19 protein-coding genes and 1 other annotated feature are annotated in these 19,139 nt (G+C 43.5%); of the genes, 16 read left to right on the top strand and 3 right to left on the bottom strand.

The genetic code is table 11. From position 1 onward, the window contains the following. Window positions 1-6: 6 nt before the first annotated feature. Window positions 7-3,567, top strand: a complete 3,561-nt coding sequence (gene smc, locus DUK53_RS02820; protein ID WP_036093334.1) for a chromosome segregation protein SMC — start codon at window positions 7-9, stop codon at window positions 3,565-3,567. A 16-nt stretch (window positions 3,568-3,583) separates the two neighbouring features. Next, a complete protein-coding gene (gene ftsY / locus DUK53_RS02815) occupies window positions 3,584-4,573 on the top strand; it encodes a signal recognition particle-docking protein FtsY (RefSeq protein WP_036093333.1) in 990 nt (329 codons plus the stop codon). Between the two features lie 50 nt (window positions 4,574-4,623). On the opposite strand, the gene DUK53_RS02810 is transcribed toward ftsY, so the two are convergent. Further along, entirely contained in the window at window positions 4,624-5,151 is a 528-nt protein-coding gene (locus DUK53_RS02810) for a dihydrofolate reductase family protein (protein WP_036093331.1), read from the bottom strand. A gap of 840 nt (window positions 5,152-5,991) precedes the next feature. Here DUK53_RS02810 and DUK53_RS02805 point away from each other — a divergent pair. From DUK53_RS02805 to DUK53_RS02760, 10 genes are all read left to right on the top strand, one after another. Continuing rightward, window positions 5,992-6,324, top strand: coding sequence for a putative DNA-binding protein (locus tag DUK53_RS02805; RefSeq protein WP_036093327.1), 333 nt, complete (start codon window positions 5,992-5,994; stop codon window positions 6,322-6,324). Between the two features lie 12 nt (window positions 6,325-6,336). Further along, on the top strand, window positions 6,337-7,698 hold the full coding sequence (gene ffh, locus DUK53_RS02800) for a signal recognition particle protein (protein ID WP_036093325.1): 1,362 nt from the start codon (window positions 6,337-6,339) through the stop codon (window positions 7,696-7,698). Window positions 7,699-8,281: 583 nt separating this feature from the next. Beyond that, a complete protein-coding gene (locus DUK53_RS02795; RefSeq protein WP_124892552.1) occupies window positions 8,282-10,414 on the top strand; it encodes an Lmo1799 family Asp-Ala repeat surface protein in 2,133 nt (710 codons plus the stop codon). Window positions 10,415-10,495: 81 nt separating this feature from the next. After that, window positions 10,496-12,142, top strand: coding sequence for a poly(glycerol-phosphate) alpha-glucosyltransferase (locus DUK53_RS02790; protein WP_036093319.1), 1,647 nt, complete (start codon window positions 10,496-10,498; stop codon window positions 12,140-12,142). Window positions 12,143-12,220: 78 nt separating this feature from the next. Continuing rightward, window positions 12,221-12,493 (top strand): 30S ribosomal protein S16, encoded by a 273-nt coding sequence (gene rpsP, locus DUK53_RS02785; RefSeq protein WP_036093318.1) that lies wholly within the window; start codon window positions 12,221-12,223, stop codon window positions 12,491-12,493. 14 nt (window positions 12,494-12,507) lie between these two features. After that, window positions 12,508-12,738, top strand: a complete 231-nt coding sequence (locus DUK53_RS02780) for a KH domain-containing protein (protein WP_036072758.1) — start codon at window positions 12,508-12,510, stop codon at window positions 12,736-12,738. A gap of 270 nt (window positions 12,739-13,008) precedes the next feature. Beyond that, window positions 13,009-13,395: a YlqD family protein gene (locus tag DUK53_RS02775; RefSeq protein ID WP_036093317.1), complete on the top strand. Its 387-nt coding sequence runs from the start codon at window positions 13,009-13,011 to the stop codon at window positions 13,393-13,395. 10 nt (window positions 13,396-13,405) lie between these two features. Beyond that, complete coding sequence (gene rimM / locus DUK53_RS02770) at window positions 13,406-13,924, top strand: ribosome maturation factor RimM (RefSeq protein ID WP_036093316.1); 519 nt, start codon at window positions 13,406-13,408, stop codon at window positions 13,922-13,924. After that, on the top strand, window positions 13,925-14,665 hold the full coding sequence (gene trmD / locus DUK53_RS02765; RefSeq protein WP_036093315.1) for a tRNA (guanosine(37)-N1)-methyltransferase TrmD: 741 nt from the start codon (window positions 13,925-13,927) through the stop codon (window positions 14,663-14,665). Window positions 14,666-14,667: 2 nt separating this feature from the next. Continuing rightward, entirely contained in the window at window positions 14,668-15,012 is a 345-nt protein-coding gene (locus DUK53_RS02760) for a hypothetical protein (protein ID WP_036077031.1), read from the top strand. A gap of 48 nt (window positions 15,013-15,060) precedes the next feature. Here DUK53_RS02760 and DUK53_RS02755 read toward each other — a convergent pair whose 3' ends face one another. Beyond that, window positions 15,061-15,765 (bottom strand): MBL fold metallo-hydrolase, encoded by a 705-nt coding sequence (locus DUK53_RS02755; protein WP_036131398.1) that lies wholly within the window; start codon window positions 15,763-15,765, stop codon window positions 15,061-15,063. A 197-nt stretch (window positions 15,766-15,962) separates the two neighbouring features. Between DUK53_RS02755 and rplS the strand changes: the two genes are divergently transcribed. Together rplS and DUK53_RS02745 are read left to right on the top strand one after the other, a co-directional pair. Then, on the top strand, window positions 15,963-16,307 hold the full coding sequence (gene rplS / locus DUK53_RS02750) for a 50S ribosomal protein L19 (RefSeq protein ID WP_036064629.1): 345 nt from the start codon (window positions 15,963-15,965) through the stop codon (window positions 16,305-16,307). Between the two features lie 110 nt (window positions 16,308-16,417). Further along, window positions 16,418-16,813: a VOC family protein gene (locus DUK53_RS02745; RefSeq protein ID WP_036130862.1), complete on the top strand. Its 396-nt coding sequence runs from the start codon at window positions 16,418-16,420 to the stop codon at window positions 16,811-16,813. Between the two features lie 51 nt (window positions 16,814-16,864). On the opposite strand, the gene DUK53_RS02740 is transcribed toward DUK53_RS02745, so the two are convergent. After that, the gene (locus DUK53_RS02740; protein WP_036093310.1) at window positions 16,865-17,926 is read right to left on the bottom strand and encodes a type I restriction endonuclease; all 1,062 of its coding nucleotides are present in this window, start codon (window positions 17,924-17,926) and stop codon (window positions 16,865-16,867) included. 132 nt (window positions 17,927-18,058) lie between these two features. Here DUK53_RS02740 and DUK53_RS02735 point away from each other — a divergent pair, with 132 nt between their 5' ends. Continuing rightward, the gene (locus DUK53_RS02735; protein WP_036130865.1) at window positions 18,059-18,304 is read left to right on the top strand and encodes an Imm74 family immunity protein; all 246 of its coding nucleotides are present in this window, start codon (window positions 18,059-18,061) and stop codon (window positions 18,302-18,304) included. A 124-nt stretch (window positions 18,305-18,428) separates the two neighbouring features. Then, window positions 18,429-18,567: a sequence feature (ribosomal protein L20 leader region), on the top strand. A gap of 44 nt (window positions 18,568-18,611) precedes the next feature. Beyond that, window positions 18,612-19,127, top strand: a complete 516-nt coding sequence (gene infC / locus DUK53_RS02730; RefSeq protein WP_103035007.1) for a translation initiation factor IF-3 — start codon at window positions 18,612-18,614, stop codon at window positions 19,125-19,127. Window positions 19,128-19,139: the final 12 nt, after the last annotated feature.

Genomic DNA, 19,139 nt, shown 5'->3' with positions numbered 1-19,139 from the left:
CCGGACATGTTATTAAAGCGATTAGAAATGAATGGTTTCAAGTCATTTGCTGATAAAATGGTAATTGATTTTGTGCCGGGCACTACAGCGATAGTAGGCCCAAATGGAAGTGGAAAAAGTAATATTACCGAGGCGATTCGCTGGGTACTTGGGGAGCAATCTGCCAAAAGCCTTCGCGGTGGCCGGATGGGTGACGTTATTTTTGCTGGAAGTGATTCGCGAAAACCGATTAATTTTGCGGAGGTTTCGCTTGTTTTTGAGAACGAAGATCGTTTTTTACCGCTTGATTATAGTGAGGTTTCGGTGACGAGACGTATTTTCCGTAATGGAGATAGCGATTATTTGATTAATAAGCAGTCATGTCGTCTGAAAGATATCGTGGATTTGTTTATGGATTCAGGCCTTGGACGCGAGTCGTTTTCGATTATTAGTCAAGGGAAAATTGATGAGATTTTAAATAGCAAGCCAGAGGAACGGCGGTCGATTTTTGAAGAAGCGGCGGGCGTTTTGAAGTACAAGCATCGGAAGAAACAAGCGGAAAACAAGCTTTTTGAAACGGAAGAGAACTTGAACCGGGTGCAGGATATTTTATATGAGCTGGAAGGGCAATTGGAGCCGCTTGAGATGCAGGCGAGCGTGGCGAAGGACTATTTATTCCAGCAGGAAGAGTTGGAGAAATACGAAGTGACGCTACTCGTGGCTGAAATTGAAGCTTTCACGGAAAAAATCGCGGTCCAAAAAGCAGAATTTGCGAAGAATGGCGAGATTTTGACGGCGATGCAAGCGGAAATTAAGCAGGAAGAAGCGCAGATTTTCGCGCAGAAGCAGATGCTCGCGGATATGGATGCGCAAATGGACGCGACGCAAGCGGAACTTCTCGTTGTGACGGAACGCTTGGAACAACTGGAAGGGAAGCGAAACGTGGCGCTAGAGCGGAAGAAACATAGCAATGAGAACGAGCAGGCGATGCATGAAAACCTGCAGCAACTCGAAGCGAAAATCAAGACGTTTGAAGCGCAGAAACAAGTGCTTTTGCAAGATAAGCTAGAAAAAGAAACCGCGCTCGAAGTTTTCCTGAAAGAAAAGAAAGTGCTGGAGGCCAAATTGGCGGAGTATAGCAACTTGTCGGAAGAAAAAATCGAGAACATGAAAAGCGATTATATCGAGTTACGCCACACGCAAACAACGATGAAAAATGATATTGGTTATTTGGAGCGTCAGTTGTCGCAGATGCAAGGTCGTTCGGAGAAACTGGATCATGAGAATCAGCAACATATTACAGAACGGAACGAAATTATTGCGAATGTCGAAATTTTGAAGAAGCATGTGGACGAAATGCGGACTAAACTGGCGGATCAGATGACGCATTATCAGGAGATTCAGCAGGAATTGGCGAAGCAGGAAGCGGTGTTCACGAAGCAAGAGCGTGATATGTATCGGCAATATGAAACGATTCAACAAGCGAAATCGCGTCAGGAAACATTGGCGGAGCTTGCGGATGATTACGCTGGATTTTTCCAAGGTGTTCGTGAAGTTTTGAAGGCGAAGAAGAAGTTGAACGGGATTATGGGCGCGTTTGTGGAATTGGTCGAGATTCCGGAGCATTACCAGAAGGCGCTTGAGATTGCGCTTGGTGCGAACGCCCAACATATCATTGTGCGTGATGATCAAGCGGCACGTGAAGCGATTAGCTATTTGAAACAAACGCGGGCTGGACGGGCGACGTTCTTACCGCTGACAACGATTCAACCACGCCAAATTCCAATGGCAACAAAGCACAGTTTAGAGCAACAACCAGCGTTTGTCGCATTGGCAAGTGATGTGTTGACGTACGATGCCCAAGTGGAAAACGTGATTTTGAACGCGCTTGGTACCACCATTTTGGCGAAGGATTTAAAAGGCGCGAACGTACTCGCCAAATTGGTAAACTTCCGCTATCGTGTCGTGACGTTGGAAGGCGATGTCGTGAATGCTGGCGGTTCCATGACCGGTGGAGCAACAGCGCAAGGCAAGTCATCGATCATGACGCGAAAACATGAATTGGAAAACTTGAGTAAAACGATTGCACAAATGACGGTATCTGTTGCGAAAACGGAGAAACAATTTGCGGCATTGAAAGAAGAAGTAAAAGGAAAACGAGAGCAGTTGGAAGAAGCTAGATCTATCGGCGAATCGTTGCGTTTACAGGAAACGGAATTGCTCGGTAAAAAAGAACGCGCGGAAGAACGCTTAGCCGTCGCGAACAAACAGCTTCAAATTTACGATATGGAGAAAGAAGAAGGCACATCAGAGCATCAACAATTGACCGAACGGAAAGAGAAATTGCAACAAGAGTTGACGGTGCTGGCGCTGGAAATTATCGATAAAGACGAAGAGATTCAGCGGATGACGAAGCAAAGTAAAGAACAAGAACATAATCGTGCGAGCGATCAGGAGAGCTATTCTACGCTGAAATCCCGTGTGGCAGTCAGTCGTGAACAGCTTCAGACGGCGGAACAAGCTCTGTTGACGCTGGAAACCGATATGGCTGATTACTATAACCAAAAAGAAGCGATCACGTCGAAGCTGGCGATGCTCCAATCGAATCTGGAAACGGTGCATACGAGTACAGAAGAGCTAGCAGAAATCATTGATAATGCGCGTATCGAGAAAGAACAGGCCGCGACGAAACGCGACCAATTACGCGAAAAACGGACGGCATTACAAGAGAGCTTGGCAGTTCAAGAAGAAGCGTTACAGCAAAAACATAATCAGGCAAGTTTCTACATGGAGCAAAAAACAACCGCAGAGGTCAGCCTAAGCCGTTTAGACGCAGATGTAGACAATCGTTTAGAGCGCCTATCAGAAGCTTATGTGCTCACGTTTGAGGCGGCTAAAGAACGCATGGTGGAAGATATGGATATCGATAACGCACGATCCAAAGTCCGTCTATTAAAACGCTCGATTGATGAGCTTGGCGTGGTCAATATTGGCGCCATCGATGAATTTGAGCGGATTAAAGAACGTTTTGATTTCCTAAATGGGCAACAGGCTGATTTACTCGAAGCTAAATCCACGTTATTCCAAGTGATGGACGAGATGGACGAAGAGATGAAGAAACGATTTGAAGCGTCTTTCACCGCGATTCAAGCTGAATTTGCGATTGTTTTCCCCGAGCTTTTTGGTGGTGGACAGGCAAGACTTATTTTGCAAAATCCGGATGAGGTCTTAACGACAGGCGTTGATATCGAAGCGCAACCACCAGGCAAGAAGTTGCAAAATCTGAGTCTACTTTCGGGTGGAGAGCGTGCGCTAACTGCGATTGCTTTATTATTTGCCATTATTCGCGTGCGACCGATGCCATTCTGTATTTTGGATGAGGTGGAGGCGGCGCTGGATGAGGCAAATGTGACGCGTTTCAGTCGTTATTTGAAGAAATTTGAGACGAATATTCAGTTTATCGTCATTACCCACCGCAAAGGCACGATGGAGGAAGCGGACGTGTTGTACGGTGTAACAATGCAGGAATCCGGTGTTTCGAAGCTCGTTTCGGTACGCTTAGAAGAAACCGCAGAACTAATCAAATAGAGGAGTTGCAAACCCGATGACATTTTTCAAGAAAATAAAAGATAAATTAACGCAACAAACCGATTCTGTAACGGAAAAATTTAAAGAAGGTTTAACGAAAACACGTGACAATTTTTCAGGCAAAATGAATGAACTTGTGGCGCGTTATCGTAAAGTGGACGAGGAATTTTTTGAAGAGTTGGAGGAAATTCTGATTCAGGCGGATGTTGGATTTGAAACGGTGATGGAGCTTGTCGAGCAGTTGCGCGAAGAGGTGAAGTTGCGCAATATTCAAGATCCAAAAGAGGTTCAGGAAGTTATTGTGGAAAAACTGGTCGCGATTTATCACGGCGAAGAGGAAGAGTTGCCAGAGCTAAATATCCAATCAGAAGGCTTGACTGTGATTCTGTTTGTCGGCGTGAACGGTGTCGGTAAAACGACAACAATCGGAAAACTGGCACATCATTTGAAAGCACAAGGCAAGAGCGTACTTCTGGCGGCTGGCGATACGTTCCGTGCTGGGGCAATTGATCAGCTAGATGTCTGGGGAGAGCGCGTCGGCGTGGACGTTATCAAGCAAGCGGAGGGCAGTGATCCTGCTGCTGTGATGTTTGACGCGGTACAAGCGGCCAAAGCGCGTAACGTAGACATTTTGCTCTGTGATACGGCTGGACGCCTGCAAAACAAAGTAAACTTAATGAATGAGCTGGAAAAGGTGAAACGTGTCATCACGCGTGAGGTGCCAAATGCGCCACATGAAGTGTTGCTTGTCTTAGATGCGACAACGGGACAGAATGCTTTTGTGCAAGCGAAGCAGTTCAAAGAAGCAACGGATGTAAGCGGGATTGTGCTAACGAAATTAGATGGCACAGCAAAAGGTGGTATCGTGATTGCGATTCGTAATGAGCTACACATCCCGGTGAAATTCGTTGGTTTAGGCGAAAAAATGGATGATCTTCAAGCCTTCGATGCGAATGAATATGTTTACGGACTATTCGCAGACGTGATTGACGGCGCGAAAGAATAATGAAAAGAACCCATCCATCAGAATCATTTTTCTGGTGAACGGGTTCTTCGCTATTCCTCGATTTTTTGGTAATGTAGTTCGACAAATTGTCCAAAAGTAGTGGTATCAACTAACTCTAGGCGTTCTAAATAGTCGCCATCTTCGAATAAACGCTTTCCTTTACCAAGCAGGATCGGTGTAATCTGAATCCACCACTCATCAATCATATTGGCTTCCAGAAGTGGTTTTAATAAGTTGCCGCCACCTACAATCCAAATGGGCTTTCCATCTTGTTCTTTTAATTTGTTGATAAAAGAAACAGGGTTTTCGTGAATCGTATGTGTGTCTTCAAATGATTTCGTTGTGTCTCGCGTGAAAACATACACCTCTTGATTTGGATAAAATGGTTCGTCTTGTTGCAGCTTTAGAACTTCCTCATATGTGACGCGGCCCATGACGACAGCATCAATATTTTGGATGAATTTTTCATAGGTTGTTCCCTCGCCTGTGTCTGTTTCGAATAGCCAGGTTAAGCTATTGTCTTGGTCGGCAAGGTATCCGTCTAGCGTAACGGCGCCGTAAAAAACTACTTTTCTCATGTTATGCATCGCTCCTTTCGCGTTGATAGGTTTTATTATAGCACAGATGTTTGGTGTTGGAGGTTTCTTCACGCTCGGGCTAACTTTGTTGTGGCTCTTATGAGGCATCACTCGCCGATTTAGAGCCTCAATATGCATGAGAACGCAGTGAGCAGGTAATCCATCGGTGGCTCTTATCCGCCAAGCCCTAAACCATCACAACTCAAATATTGAAACGCCATATTTTAAAGCATCTAATCATGCCTAGCGTCATATTTTACGCCTCCGATTTAGCTTTGTTGTGGCTCTTGAAAAGCGTCGTTTGCTTTGTTAGAACCTCAATATGCAGTAGAATGTAATGAAACTGCCCTCCTTTTAGCTATCTCCTCGAAAACTGGGGCGGTCTCCATAAAGAGCAAATACTATTCCTAGTGTAGCGGAAATCATGTTCTGCGTTCGTTTGGCGGTTGCTTCATGGTCGGGCTAGCTTCAAGAGCCAGCCTCTCGGAAATTTCGTGGCCTCCGCAAAAATCAAAAGAGGATTTTCACTGCGGGCCCCTATGTTGTGGCTCTTATGAGGCATTACTCGCTGATTTAGAGCCTCAATACGAGTGCGAACAGAGTGAGCATTCGTTCCTTGCACTCGTCATGGCTTGTGCCTCCGATCTAGCTTCAACGGCTAACTCCTCGAAAACTTCACGCCCTCCATAAAAAACAAGTACGGTTTTTTATTGCGGCCGCTCCAGTTTTTTTCGGAGTTGAACGAGCCGTTTCAGCCTTTCAATGCTTGACATCCCCCATTTTTCCACGTATTCTTATATAGTATAAGCGGGTTTTAGCTAGGGAAGGAACGATGCGGATATGTTTGAGAAAACGACGCGAATGAATTTTTTGATTGATATCTATGATTCGCTTTTAACAGAGAAGCAGCGGTCCTATGTTTCGCTTTATTATTTGGAAGATTTGTCGCTTGGTGAGATTGCTGAGGAGTATGAAGTGAGTCGGCAGGCGGTGTATGATAATATTAAGCGGACCGAGGCAGTGCTCGAGAACTATGAAGAAAAGCTCGGCGTTTTAAAGAAATATCAGGAGCGTGAGCAATTAATTGAACGTCTGGAACGGCGATTACAGGAAGAACAAGTGTTAGACAATGAAGTGGCTGGTCTGCTTCAACAACTTAAAAATATGGATTAGGAGGCGGCGCACATGGCATTTGAAGGATTAGCCGGCCGATTACAAGAAACGATGAACAAAATCCGCGGAAAAGGGAAAGTGAATGAGGCGGACGTAAAAGAAATGATGCGTGAAGTCCGACTTGCTTTACTGGAAGCGGATGTTAACTTTAAAGTCGTGAAACAATTTATCAAAACGGTGAGTGAACGTGCTGTCGGCAGTGAGGTCATGAAGAGCCTAACGCCAGGTCAGCAAGTCATCAAAATTGTACAAGAAGAACTAACAGCATTGATGGGCGGCGAGGAAAGTAAGATCGCAGTTGCCGATAAGCCACCGACTGTTGTGATGATGGTGGGGCTTCAAGGGGCGGGTAAAACAACAACTACCGGAAAATTGGCGAACTTACTACGCAAAAAATATAATCGTAAACCACTTCTTGTTGCGGCTGATATTTATCGTCCAGCAGCGATTAAACAATTGGAAACGCTGGGCAACCAATTGGATATGCCTGTCTTTTCTTTAGGAGATCAAGTCAGTCCTGTCGAGATTGCAAAACAAGCGATTGCGAAGGCGAAAGAGGAGCATCTGGATTATGTTTTGATTGATACGGCGGGTCGTCTGCATATCGATACGGAATTAATGGATGAGTTGGTAGCGGTGAAGGAAATCGCGAATCCATCTGAAATTCTACTCGTTGTCGATTCGATGACGGGGCAAGACGCGGTCAATGTAGCGGAAAGCTTTAATGCGCAATTAGATATTACCGGTGTTGTATTAACGAAACTTGATGGGGATACACGTGGTGGTGCGGCGCTTTCCATCCGTTCCGTAACGCAGAAACCGATCAAATTTGTTGGTATGGGCGAGAAGATGGAAGCACTCGAAAGTTTCCACCCAGACCGGATGGCGTCGCGTATTCTTGGCATGGGCGATGTGCTTTCGCTGATTGAGAAGGCGCAGGTTTCTGTCGATGAGGACAAGGCGCGCGAGCTTGAGCAGAAAGTAAAAGATATGTCGATGACGCTGGATGATTTCTTGGAGCAGTTGCAACAAGTACGCCAAATGGGGCCGCTTGATGAGCTTCTAAAAATGATGCCGGGTGCAAATAAAATGAAAGGTCTCGATAATATGAACGTCGATGAGAAGCAGTTGACGCATATTGAGGCAATCATTAAGTCGATGACAAAAGCGGAAAAAGACCATCCAGATATCATTAATGCGAATCGTCGGAAGCGTATTGCACGTGGTTCTGGACGACCGATTCAAGAGGTCAATCGACTTTTGAAACAGTTTAATGAAATGAAAAAAATGATGAAACAGATGTCTGGTATGGGCGGAAGTGGAAAAGGTAAGAAAAAACGTGGCGGATTAGGTAATTTTAAAATGCCGTTTTAAAAAATATCTACAAAAAAACATAGCGAAAAAGCTGTGTTTTTTTGTGGATTTCTTTGTGAATAAATCCCATTCAGTTCGATAGTCCTTTTTTACGGAAAATAGGTTTGTTAATAAAGAAACAAGAAAGTCATTGGGGTAAGTAGTAATAATAATTAGAAAAAATAATTTTATTTAGAAATATTTTATTTTTTTCTTAACGGTATGCAGAAAGAGGTATAATAACCTAATTTTAGGAATTATTCGTTGTATTATATTCAAATGTAGTTACTTTCGCTTTTTTTGTATAATATATTTTTTTATTGGGTATAGTAGTTTCATGCGTCGAAGGTCTTACATACGAGGTTAGGTTGAGACTTATTACGTTATTATTACATTTGTTACAAACATTTAGTTTCGACCTTTATGAATCCCTAAATCTGGAAGATGTTTATTTTTCAGTTTTTTGAGAAAGTAGGTGATGAGAAATCAGTTTTTGTTGATATTTCGAATTAGAAGGTTGTGTGGTTAGCTTAGACGTTGGGCAGTAATGGAACTTGTTGTATTAATTTCAGCTCGGTTTAGGCCGAAGCTTGAGGGGGAAATAATGATGGGGAAACAACAGGTGGATTATAAGCGCAGAATGAACAGTAAGCATAATCAAAAGGCGAAAGTTTTAGCGACTCTTTTTACAGCGGCAACTATTGTTGCTGCACCGGTATCGATTAACTATAGTGCTCTAGATCGGGGATTAGAGCTAAATGGTGTTTCGGTAGATGCGGCATCGGTTAGTTTGTTGAATTCAGCTAATCTGAATGCGAGTTACTCAGGTGGTAAGCTGATTTTGACGATAACTGGGAATCAATTAGTGAATATTGCGATTGGGAAACATTATCATCCATATTTTAAATTGGCTGATGAATTGAAACCTCTTTTGTCACATCCTTCTATACGTGCTAATACAAGAATTGATTATGATATCCCATATTTACAGGGGTTTTCAACGAAGCATAATACGGGAACGGTTACGGGAAGTGCTTTAAAACTGAATCCAACAGGTGGGACGGTTGGTGCAGATATATCTAATGGATTACGTCTTTCGGTTGGTGGGCAATCGGTGTTTACGCTGACAATTGATTTGGCAGCGATTGGGACGCTTGCTTTACCAGCAGGTCTGGGCGATAATGACTTGGATTTCTTTGCGCGTGTTGGAGATGGATTATTGGATATTGATTTGTTGGGGACTAATTCGGCTTCGGCGTTTATTGTTTCGTTGGATGATGCCGACGCTGATGCGGATGCCGATGCGGATGCCGACGCCGACGCTGACGCCGATGCGGATGCTGACGCTGACGCGGATGCGGATGCTGACGCCGATGCGGATGCTGACGCCGATGCGGATGCTGACGCCGATGCCGATGCCGATGCTGACGCCGATGCCGATGCCGATGCCGATGCCGATGCCGATGCTGACGCCGATGCTGACGCTGATGCGGATGCCGATGCTGACGCCGATGCCGATGCCGATGCCGATGCCGATGCTGACGCTGACGCGGATGCGGATGCTGACGCCGATGCCGATGCTGATGCCGATGCCGATGCCGATGCTGATGCCGATGCTGATGCCGACGCGGATGCCGATGCTGACGCGGATGCCGATGCTGACGCCGACGCCGATGCTGACGCCGATGCGGATGCCGATGCTGACGCGGATGCGGATGCTGATGCTGATGCGGATGCGGATGCTGACGCTGATGCTGATGCTGACGCCGACGCTGACGCCGATGCAGATGCGGATGCCGATGCGGATGCAGATGCGGATGCGGATGCTGACGCCGATGCCGATGCGGATGCTGACGCGGATGCTGATGCGGATGCTGATGCCGATGCTGATGCCGATGCCGACGCGGATGCCGACGCCGATGCGGATGCTGACGCTGATGCCGACGCTGATGCCGATGCTGATGCAGATGCGGATGCCGACGCTGATGCCGATGCTGATGCAGATGCGGATGCCGACGCTGATGCCGATGCTGATGCAGATTCCGACGGGGACATTGATTGGATGAGCTATATTGTCGATAGACCGCTCATCAATCCTGTTCATGAAGGTGATACGTTTATCCGTGGTGATGGGCTCTATGATGATGCGCCTAGTCCTATCAATAGTTTGATTCAACGAGCTCAGGCTTTAGCTCCAGAACTTCCAGAAGGAACGGATTTGGAGTTAACGCTACAACTTCCAGATGGTACTATTATTGGTGATGTAACGTTAGATGATGATGGGGATTATGTTGTCAATGTCTCTGGTCATGAGTTGGATGCTGGTGATATTATTACGGCCTATCTAACTGCAACTAGAGGAGAAGCTACTAAAACTAGCGCCATTGCCTCAACAGAGGTACTTCCTTTAGTCGATGATACAGATGCTGACGCCGATGCGGATGCCGATGGTGATACAGATCCTAATACGCCAATTAATACAGGAACTGGCGGCACAGGTGGAACTGGTGGTACGGGCGGTACTGGTTCGGTGATCGTGCCTATTAGTACAGGGACTACAGGTACTGGAACGACGAGTATGATAAGTGCAGATACTTCCATGTCTGGCTCTGACGGCTCATCGTTACCGTCTACTGGTGATGAGGATTCCACTACTGCGCAATGGTTCGGCGCTGGATTGCTCGCTTTGGCTGGTGGATTCTTACTAAGATTGTTTAGAAAAAAACCACAAGAATAATTCGAGTTTTTCACGTCAGGTAACAATAATAGGCCTCCTTATTTTTCGGAAATAGGGAGGCTAAATAAGGAGTGGGCGGTTATGCAAAGTATAGATGCTGTTTTGGAAATTAAAAAAGCGATTGAAAATGAGGCAAAACAAGTTGGAAATATGAGTTGGCTCGGAAATTGGAAAGTCTTCCTATCACTGGAACATTTTACAAAACGCGCGACGGTTATCAATTACAGCAACGCGTCACTCGATTATATTTTTAAGCAAATAAAAAAAGAAACGAATAAACACACTGCTAATTTTAAAATTGACGTGGCTTACCAGTTCGAGGTGATGCTTTTTTCGGAATGGAACGATATGGCGCTACATACGAAGAAGAATTATTGCCGTCTCGGTGTTTCGTTTGATAAGGGATTCCGTACGGCTTTGTTGGAGCAAGAGGTCAACGGAAATGCAATGATACAGCCAAAAGAAGATGGTTTGGCGCTAAATGTGGAGAACTTGAATCGGTATTTGATACAGTCGCATAAGGAACATGGCAAATTAGAAATCGAGGCGAATTCCGAAGTGATTGTTTTTGATACGATTGGGTTTTACTTCGATGGAGATGTTGTCTGGCCGCTTTACCGTGGGGAGTTAAATCATGGGCGACGCATTATTTCGCAATTGGAGCCTTCAGAAGTGGAGGAGCTTATCCAGCAATCTGGTGCGTATTTGGCAGATCAGGTTGGTGCGGATGGTGAATTTATCTATGGTTACTTCTCTTGTTTTGATAAGAAAATAAAACATTACAATAGTCTGCGTCATGCGAGTTCCACGTATTCGATGCTGGAATCGTATGAAGTGTCTGGCGATCTGAAAATTTTGCGAGCTGCCGAAAAAGCATTGCGTTTTCTGGCGATTGATCTGATTCGGGAGCAGGAAAACCGTGCGTATGTCATTGAGCGCGATAACAATGAGGTTAAGCTCGGCGCGAATGCAGCGGCGATTTTGGCTTTTTCAAAATATATGCAGGTGACTAAAAATAACGACTATTTAGCGCTTTCTCAAAAGCTGGCGCATGCGATTTGTGACCAGCAGCAGGAGGATGGCCGGTTTATTCATGTTCTTGAATACCCAACGCTTGCAGTAAAAGACGCTTTCCGGATTATCTATTACGATGGAGAAGCGGTTTTAGGCTTGCTGCGGTTATATGAACTCGATCGCGATTCACGTTGGCTGGACGTTGCAACGAAAGCGTTTGATCATTTTATTAAAAACGAGTACTGGAAAAATCATGATCACTGGCTCAGCTATTGTACGAATGAAATAACGAAATACTTGCCGGAAGATCGCTATTTTGAATTTGGTCTAAAAAATGCTTTCGGACGTCTGGATTTTATTCATGACCGCGAAACGACATTCCCGACATTTTTAGAGTTGACTGTGGCAACGCATGATATGTGCGAACGGATTGAAGCGGAAAACAAAGCGTATTTGCTAGAAGGTTTTCATCGTGAAAAATTAGAGCGCACCATCGAAAAACGCGCGGACTATCAACTGAATGGTTTTTTCTATCCAGAACTGGCGATGTATTACAAAAATCCAGCACGTATTCGGCACAGTTTCTTCATTCGCCACCATTCGTTCCGCGTTCGCATTGATGATGTCGAACATAATATTTCCGGCTACTGTCGCTATTTACACCGAATCACAGCGGATTTGCCAGATAAAAAGAAAGAAAAAATGAAGCTGTAAAGAAAAAACACTTTACAAACAAATCCTTTACTGGTAATATATATACTTGTGTAAGACTTTATGGAGGTGTATATATAAATGGCAGTTAAAATTCGTTTAAAACGTATGGGTTCTAACAAGAAACCTTTCTACCGTATTCAAGTTGCAGATTCTCGTTCTCCACGTGATGGCCGTTCAATCGAAACAGTGGGTACATACAATCCACTATTGAACCCAGCAGAAGTGAAAATCGATGAAGAAGCAGTTTTAAAATGGTTGCATAACGGTGCGAAACCATCTGACACAGTTCGTAACTTGTTGTCAAATGAAGGCATTATGGAAAAATTCCACAATTCAAAACTAGGTAAGTAATAAAGGTCATGGCTATGGAGGATTTAATTCTAACCATCGTAAAGCCTCTTGTTGATCATCAAGATGACGTTGTTGTCTCGGTAGAAGAGAGCGCTACAAGCCTTCTTTATAAGTTATCAGTAAACAAAGATGATATGGGCCGCGTGATAGGCAAGCAAGGACGGATCGCGAAATCGATTCGTACGCTTGTCTACGCATCAGGCAACCGTAGCGAGAAGAAAGTACGTCTCGAGATCATTGAATGACCGCCCCACAGTATTTGTGAGGTGGTTTTTGTTGTGGTTCTTATGAAGCGTAGTATGCTGAATTAGAACCTCAATATGCATGAGAGCGAAGCGAGCAGGTAATCCATCAATGGCTGGTACTGGACGCAGAGATCGGACTTATAAGTGAATCACGATTGATATATTGCCCTAATCCAGCTTTGTTGCAGTGGAATATAATGAAACTGCCTTCCTCAGCTCTTCATATGTTACAATAAAACAAACACCCCAAACGGATAAGGAGCGTGCCTCATGAAAATTATCCAAAAAGTCACTGTGAAACAAATTCTTACAGAGAAAAGTAAGGAGAAATTATTTCAATTCTACTTAGAACAACGGCAAACGTTACAAAAAGAAAGCGATCAACTCCATTTTGAACAAAAAAAGATGGAGCACAAAAATAAGTTCAATCAAGAATCGGTGAATAGTTACTTCGAGAAAGAAATTGAAATGCGACATGAGAAAGTAAAAATTATTGAATTCCAAGTCGAACAGCTCGAAATTTTACCGATTGGAAGTGAAATCAAAGAGCGCGAGTTGGAAGCAATCCTAGATGTTGCAGTTGGCGATGCTTGGGACGAGACCATTTTTGCGAAAACGATTGTAGTGAAAGATGATGTTATAATAGAAATACGCTAGAGGTGAAAGCATGGAGCAGATGTTTAATGTAGGAAAAATAGTGAATACACACGGTTTAATGGGAGAAGTTCGCGTTATTTCGCAGACGGATTTTGCGGATGAGCGCTTTGCCCCAGGAAATGAATTATTTTTATTCGCAAAAGGTAGCAAGAAGCCTGAAAAACTGATTATCAAGACGCATCGGAAGCATAAGAATTTTGATTTGTTGACGTTTGAGGGCATTATTGGTATTAATAATGTCGAGCGAATGAGGGAAGGGATGCTGAAAGTGCCGGAATCGCAGCTTGGTGATTTGGAGGAAAACGAATATTATTTCCACGAGATTATTGGGTGCGAGGTGTACACGGAGGAAGGCGAATTGCTCGGAACAATTAGTGAAATCTTGACGCCTGGCGCGAATGACGTTTGGGTTGTGCAGACGAAGGGCCAGAAAGACAAGCTGATTCCGTATATCGCGGACGTCGTGCAATCGGTCAACATCAAGGATAAGAAAATCACGATTTCTGTCATGGAAGGATTGTTTGACTAAATGAAAATGGATGTTTTGTCGATTTTTCCAACGATGTTTGATGGCATGACCGGGAATTCGATTATCAAAAAAACAATTGAAAAAGGACTCGTGGATGTTTCTATTACGGACTTTCGGGAATATGCAGAAGGAAAGCATCAAACGGTCGATGATTATCCATATGGCGGCGGCGCTGGGATGCTTTTGAAGGCACAACCGATTTTCTCAGCAGTGGAAGCGTTGCGGGAAAGAACGCCAGATACGAAGCCACGGATTATTTTGATGGATCCAGCTGGCAAACGATTCGACCAGAAATTGGCGGAGGAATTTGCGCAGGAGGAACATTTGATTTTTATTTGTGGGCATTATGAAGGCTATGATGAGCGGATTCGCGAGTTTTTGGTCACGGATGAGGTTTCGATTGGTGATTATATTTTAACGGGTGGCGAAATTGGGGCAATGGCGATGATGGATAGCGTGATTCGTCTGCTTCCTGGAGCGCTTGGGAACGCGGATTCGGCTGTGACGGATTCTTTTTCTACAGGCCTGCTCGAGCACCCGCACTACACGCGACCAGCGCAGTTTCGCGATATGGGGGTTCCGGAAGTACTTTTGAATGGGAATCATAAATTGATCGAAGAATGGCGGGAACGTGAGTCATTGCGCCGTACATGGGAACGCCGACCAGACTTACTTGAAAGTTATACTTTATCTGACCAGCAGCAAAAATGGTTGGAGGAGATACAAAAAGGAGTGGATTAGGCATGGGGATTTTTAAAAATGAAGAGGCTGAAAATCGCGATGATGTATTGAATCGTGACGTGGAATCGGTGCTTGTATCGACTGGCCCGACAGCGGTAAACCATGATGTTGTGCAGGTTGTTTTTGTTCGTAATTACGTGCAAGCGGAGGCGAAAGTAGGCTGGGCCGCGACATCTGATTTCTCAGGGATCGTTCGAGGTTTGCAAGAACAGGCCCACGAGCTCGGCGGAGATGCGGTACTTAACTGCCATTTCGAGGAGCAATTCATTCGAGAAGAAGATGGCAAATTACTCATGAGTCAAGTCGGTTATGGCACGGTAGTCATGACGAAAATTACGAGATTTTAATAGAAAAAACGAAAGGAGAGCCAATGCGTGATGGTTCTCCTTTCGTGTTTAGTTGAGGCGTTTTTTCGCGCGCGTCACTGCTTTTTCGAGGAACGGCATCGGATCCAGAATCATTTTTCCATGTCCAACAGCGAGAATGCGCGGATTATGTAGCATTATTTTCTCCGTGGAAGCAATACCAGCTTCCAAATCCCACGTGCCCATCGTCGGGAAAGGGAAGAGTGGACGCGTATCGCCTGCGACTGCGATGCCGCCCTGTGTTTGTAGTAAATCACCAACAATGACAGCTTTCGTCCGATTATCAAAAAAGGAAACGGATCCAGGTGTATGACCAGGCGTCTCAATCACAGATAAGGAGCCAATCATATCGCCTTCTACGATTGTTTTGTCAACGTTGACAGGGAATGTTTTCGGATAGGAACCTTTGATTGGTTTCTGCGCTTCAAACGCGTACGGCACAGGATTTTTGATTAACTGTAATTCGCGGTCAGAAATCATAATTTTCGCATCAGGATGAGCTTCTGCAATCGTCTGTAGCGAGCCAATATGATCGCCGTGCGCGTGCGTTAAAACGATATATCGGAGCGGTAAACCAATGAGCGCAATTTGCTTTAAAATTTTGTTAGCACTCATTGGCAAGGCTGTATCAATCAGCGTGAGGAAATCTTCATCTTTCACTAAATAACAATTGACCGGAAATAGGAATGGCAATGTGGTGAGTTGTGTGAGGTTATTTTGCGTCACCGATTTCATCTTTGGAACACGTCCTTTCTTCTTGGAATAGATAGCATCATCATACCATATTTTAGCCATCAAGAAAAAACCCTTTACACACCATGATAAATGTGATAAATTAGATTAGTAACTGGACAGATCCAGTTTTATAACGATGTTCCGCTTCATTACATATGTTGAATGAAAGAATGTCTGTTGGAAGGAGATGAAATGTAATGAATTTGTTAATCAATGAAATTACTAAAAGTCAATTAAATCCAGACGTACCTAGCTTCCGTCCTGGTGATACTGTTCGCCTTCACGTGAAGGTTGTCGAGGGAACTCGCGAACGTATTCAGCTTTTTGAAGGTGTTGTAATCAAACGCCGTGGAGCAGGAATCAGCGAAACTTTCACAGTTCGTAAAATCTCTTATAGTGTTGGCGTTGAGCGTACATTCCCTGTACACACACCGCGTATCGCTAAATTAGAAGTATTACGTCGTGGTAAAGTACGTCGTGCGAAATTGTATTACCTACGTGATCTACGTGGTAAAGCAGCTCGTATTAAAGAAATTCGTTAATTATAAAAAGACGGTCGGCATCGCGCTGATCGTCTTTTTATGTATCGCTTGCAAAAAAAGAGCCAATCGCGTATTCTGATACTATCAAATAATGGAAGGAAGTCGAAACGATGAAAAAGCTCATTCCTTATTTAACAACGGATCACTGTAAAGAAGCGGTAGACTATTATCACGCCATTTTTGGAGGGGAAATTAAAAATTTTCAAATGTCAGATGGCATTCCTGGTTTTGAACAATATCCGAATAAAGTCCTCCACGCAGAAATCGTCATTAACGAAAATTTGACGCTCTATCTTAATGATATTTTCCAAACACCAGTTACAGAAGGAAACAGCGTCATGCTAGGCCTAGAGTTTGATTCGGAAGAGGAGATTACCAATATCTACACAGCGCTTGCCGAAGAAGGCACAATCGAAATGGAACTCCAAGAAGCTTTCTGGGGCGCCGTACACGCGAAGGTTATCGATAAATTTGGATTTAGTTGGGAACTGAATTGGGAGAAATGACAAGAAAAGGCTTAAATCCGTTTTATGAGATTCAAGCCTTGCATATTATGGTTATTGGTAGTTATCCAGTATTGGAATAATTTTATCCGCATGATTATATATATCCAGAACCTCATTGATATCAATGGTTGTCTTCGCTTCATCATTTAACGTGATGAACTTCCGACTATTGTTTACATGTAATCTAAGTATCCATTTGCGGATATTATCGTCTAGTATAATATTGAAATACGAACGATTATCTCTAAAGAAAATACGGCTTGTATCAATTTTATCTTTTAAAAGGAGTTTTACAGTTGTGAATGCTTCGAGTTCCTCGTGTGTTGTTTCAATTTCAACTTCTTCTGCTAAGGAATCTTGCAAAATTTCCTCTACCTCTACGGAAGAACTAACGTTATTGTTTAGTGCGGCACTCAGCTTGTTGTTGACTTGGTCAGAAATATATTGACGGAAACCGCGCCTTACGACAGGTGTAAACTTATCAATAACGGCTTTTGTTTTCATACCCTCATAGACCTCATTAATGACGAATTTTACAAACTCTTCACTTGGATTATCAATTTCTTGCTCGATGAATTTTTTTATGTGACCTAAATATTTTAAATCGGAGGCATTTTTAGCAATCGCTTCAACATCGAAATTTTCTTTATGAAATTTAATGATTTCAGGAATCTGTACATCTTGTAAATCAGTGAGTGAGAACGTGAAGAAAGGTGTAGGATCCATTTTGTTAGGCGCTTCCAAATCTGTATAAATACGATATTCGTCACCATTTGTCAGTATCCCGAATTTTGCCGATGTTGTACCGAAATACCTGAAAAGTTGCGAATCATGTTTTTTAAGTTTCTCATTAATAGACTTTGCTTCGATTAAAATTAATGGTTTACCGTCAGCCAAAATAGCATAGTCAACTTTTTCACCTTTCTTTATGCCTACATCTGCAATAAATTCTGGTGTGAACTCAAGAGGGTTAAAAACATCATAACCAAGTATTTGAAAAAATGGCATAATCAATGAGGTTTTCGTAGCTTCTTCTGTGATAATTGATTCTTTCAGTTGCGTGATACGGTCTCCAAGTACTTTTACATTTGCGGTAAATTGGTCTTGTTCCATTTTTATTCGCTCCCTATTTCAATCTATTTTCGAAAAGTGCTATGTAAGGCCTCCTTATTCATTATAAAAGCTAGTACAATTATATCATGGAATACACATTTTTACATATCTTAGGCGGAGGAGAGAAATAAAATGTATATATTAACAGGGCACAACAACCACATCACCGTCGAAAACCAATCAGGTCAACACTTCCAACTAAACGGTGAACTCGTCCGCGGAGGCTTCATCGCAGACCCAACATCGATTCAAAACTGGCATAAAGCGGACGAAATCACGCCAATCTCTCAGGCTGAAAAAGACGAAATCATGACGCAAATCATGCAACAAACAATCCACAACTCATTCAAAATCCTGTTCGCTGAGCCGGGAATTTGAAAAAGTTTCAGAAAGTCCTTGAAAAGCACACGAAACTTTGATATGATAAATCTCGTAGTCGAATGAGTAGGTGATTTGACATATGCAGTCTAGCCGTGGTACAATAACTTCTGGTTAATGAATGACAAGAAAGAAGGAGCATCCCGCTTCTCGCCTCGTAAATGTATTTTTGCAGGCAAAGAATTGGAATTATAATTCACGTATGACGTATGTGAATTTTCTGATGTGCGGGTTTGTAATGAAACCGGCGCTTTTTTTATGCGTACTTTCACTTGTTATGAGTAATAATTTATGGAGGTGGCTCACCATTAGCAAAGACATGTTGGTAAACGATGGGATTCGTGCACGTGAATTAAGATTGATTGATCAAGACGGCGAACAGCTTGGTGTCAAAACAAAAGCTGAAGCACTTGAAATTGCGGAGAAAGCCAATTTGGATGTTGTTCTAGTTGCACCGACAGCGAAACCGCCAGTAGCCCGTATTATGGACTATGGTAAATTCCGCTTCGAGCAACAGAAGAAAGACAAAGAAGCTCGCAAGAATCAAAAAATCATCGTAATGAAGGAAGTTCGTTTAAGTCCTACGATTGACGAACACGATTTCGATACGAAACTACGTAACGCGCGCAAGTTCCTTGAAAAAGGCGATAAAGTAAAATGCTCTATCCGCTTTAAAGGGCGTGCGATTACCCATAAAGAAATCGGTCAAAAGGTGCTTGACCGTTTTGCAAAAGAGTGCGAAGACCTTTGTACAATTGAGCAAAGACCAAAAATGGACGGACGTTCAATGTTCTTAGTCCTAGCGCCAATTCAAGAGAAGTAAAGTTCTGAGGAG

This window comes from Listeria sp. SHR_NRA_18, assembly GCF_003856515.1.
GTDB classification, from domain to species: Bacteria; Bacillota; Bacilli; order Lactobacillales; family Listeriaceae; genus Listeria_A; species Listeria_A newyorkensis.
This window is presented reverse-complemented; position numbering and strand designations above follow the sequence as displayed.

What these genes read in the sequence shown, in the direction of transcription:
- DUK53_RS02760 (WP_036077031.1), top strand. Translation starts at nt 14,668, where the DNA reads ATGGGGATTTTTAAAAATGAAGAGGCTGAAAATCGCGATGATGTATTG.
- DUK53_RS02740 (WP_036093310.1), bottom strand. Translation starts at nt 17,926, where the DNA reads ATGGAACAAGACCAATTTACCGCAAATGTAAAAGTACTTGGAGACCGT.
- DUK53_RS02745 (WP_036130862.1), top strand. Translation starts at nt 16,418, where the DNA reads ATGAAAAAGCTCATTCCTTATTTAACAACGGATCACTGTAAAGAAGCG.
- rplS (WP_036064629.1), top strand. Translation starts at nt 15,963, where the DNA reads ATGAATTTGTTAATCAATGAAATTACTAAAAGTCAATTAAATCCAGAC.
- ftsY (WP_036093333.1), top strand. Translation starts at nt 3,584, where the DNA reads ATGACATTTTTCAAGAAAATAAAAGATAAATTAACGCAACAAACCGAT.
- rimM (WP_036093316.1), top strand. Translation starts at nt 13,406, where the DNA reads ATGGAGCAGATGTTTAATGTAGGAAAAATAGTGAATACACACGGTTTA.
- DUK53_RS02790 (WP_036093319.1), top strand. Translation starts at nt 10,496, where the DNA reads ATGCAAAGTATAGATGCTGTTTTGGAAATTAAAAAAGCGATTGAAAAT.
- DUK53_RS02805 (WP_036093327.1), top strand. Translation starts at nt 5,992, where the DNA reads ATGTTTGAGAAAACGACGCGAATGAATTTTTTGATTGATATCTATGAT.
- DUK53_RS02775 (WP_036093317.1), top strand. Translation starts at nt 13,009, where the DNA reads ATGAAAATTATCCAAAAAGTCACTGTGAAACAAATTCTTACAGAGAAA.
- DUK53_RS02735 (WP_036130865.1), top strand. Translation starts at nt 18,059, where the DNA reads ATGTATATATTAACAGGGCACAACAACCACATCACCGTCGAAAACCAA.
- trmD (WP_036093315.1), top strand. Translation starts at nt 13,925, where the DNA reads ATGAAAATGGATGTTTTGTCGATTTTTCCAACGATGTTTGATGGCATG.
- DUK53_RS02810 (WP_036093331.1), bottom strand. Translation starts at nt 5,151, where the DNA reads ATGAGAAAAGTAGTTTTTTACGGCGCCGTTACGCTAGACGGATACCTT.
- ffh (WP_036093325.1), top strand. Translation starts at nt 6,337, where the DNA reads ATGGCATTTGAAGGATTAGCCGGCCGATTACAAGAAACGATGAACAAA.
- rpsP (WP_036093318.1), top strand. Translation starts at nt 12,221, where the DNA reads ATGGCAGTTAAAATTCGTTTAAAACGTATGGGTTCTAACAAGAAACCT.
- smc (WP_036093334.1), top strand. Translation starts at nt 7, where the DNA reads ATGTTATTAAAGCGATTAGAAATGAATGGTTTCAAGTCATTTGCTGAT.
- DUK53_RS02755 (WP_036131398.1), bottom strand. Translation starts at nt 15,765, where the DNA reads ATGAAATCGGTGACGCAAAATAACCTCACACAACTCACCACATTGCCA.
- DUK53_RS02780 (WP_036072758.1), top strand. Translation starts at nt 12,508, where the DNA reads ATGGAGGATTTAATTCTAACCATCGTAAAGCCTCTTGTTGATCATCAA.
- DUK53_RS02795 (WP_124892552.1), top strand. Translation starts at nt 8,282, where the DNA reads ATGATGGGGAAACAACAGGTGGATTATAAGCGCAGAATGAACAGTAAG.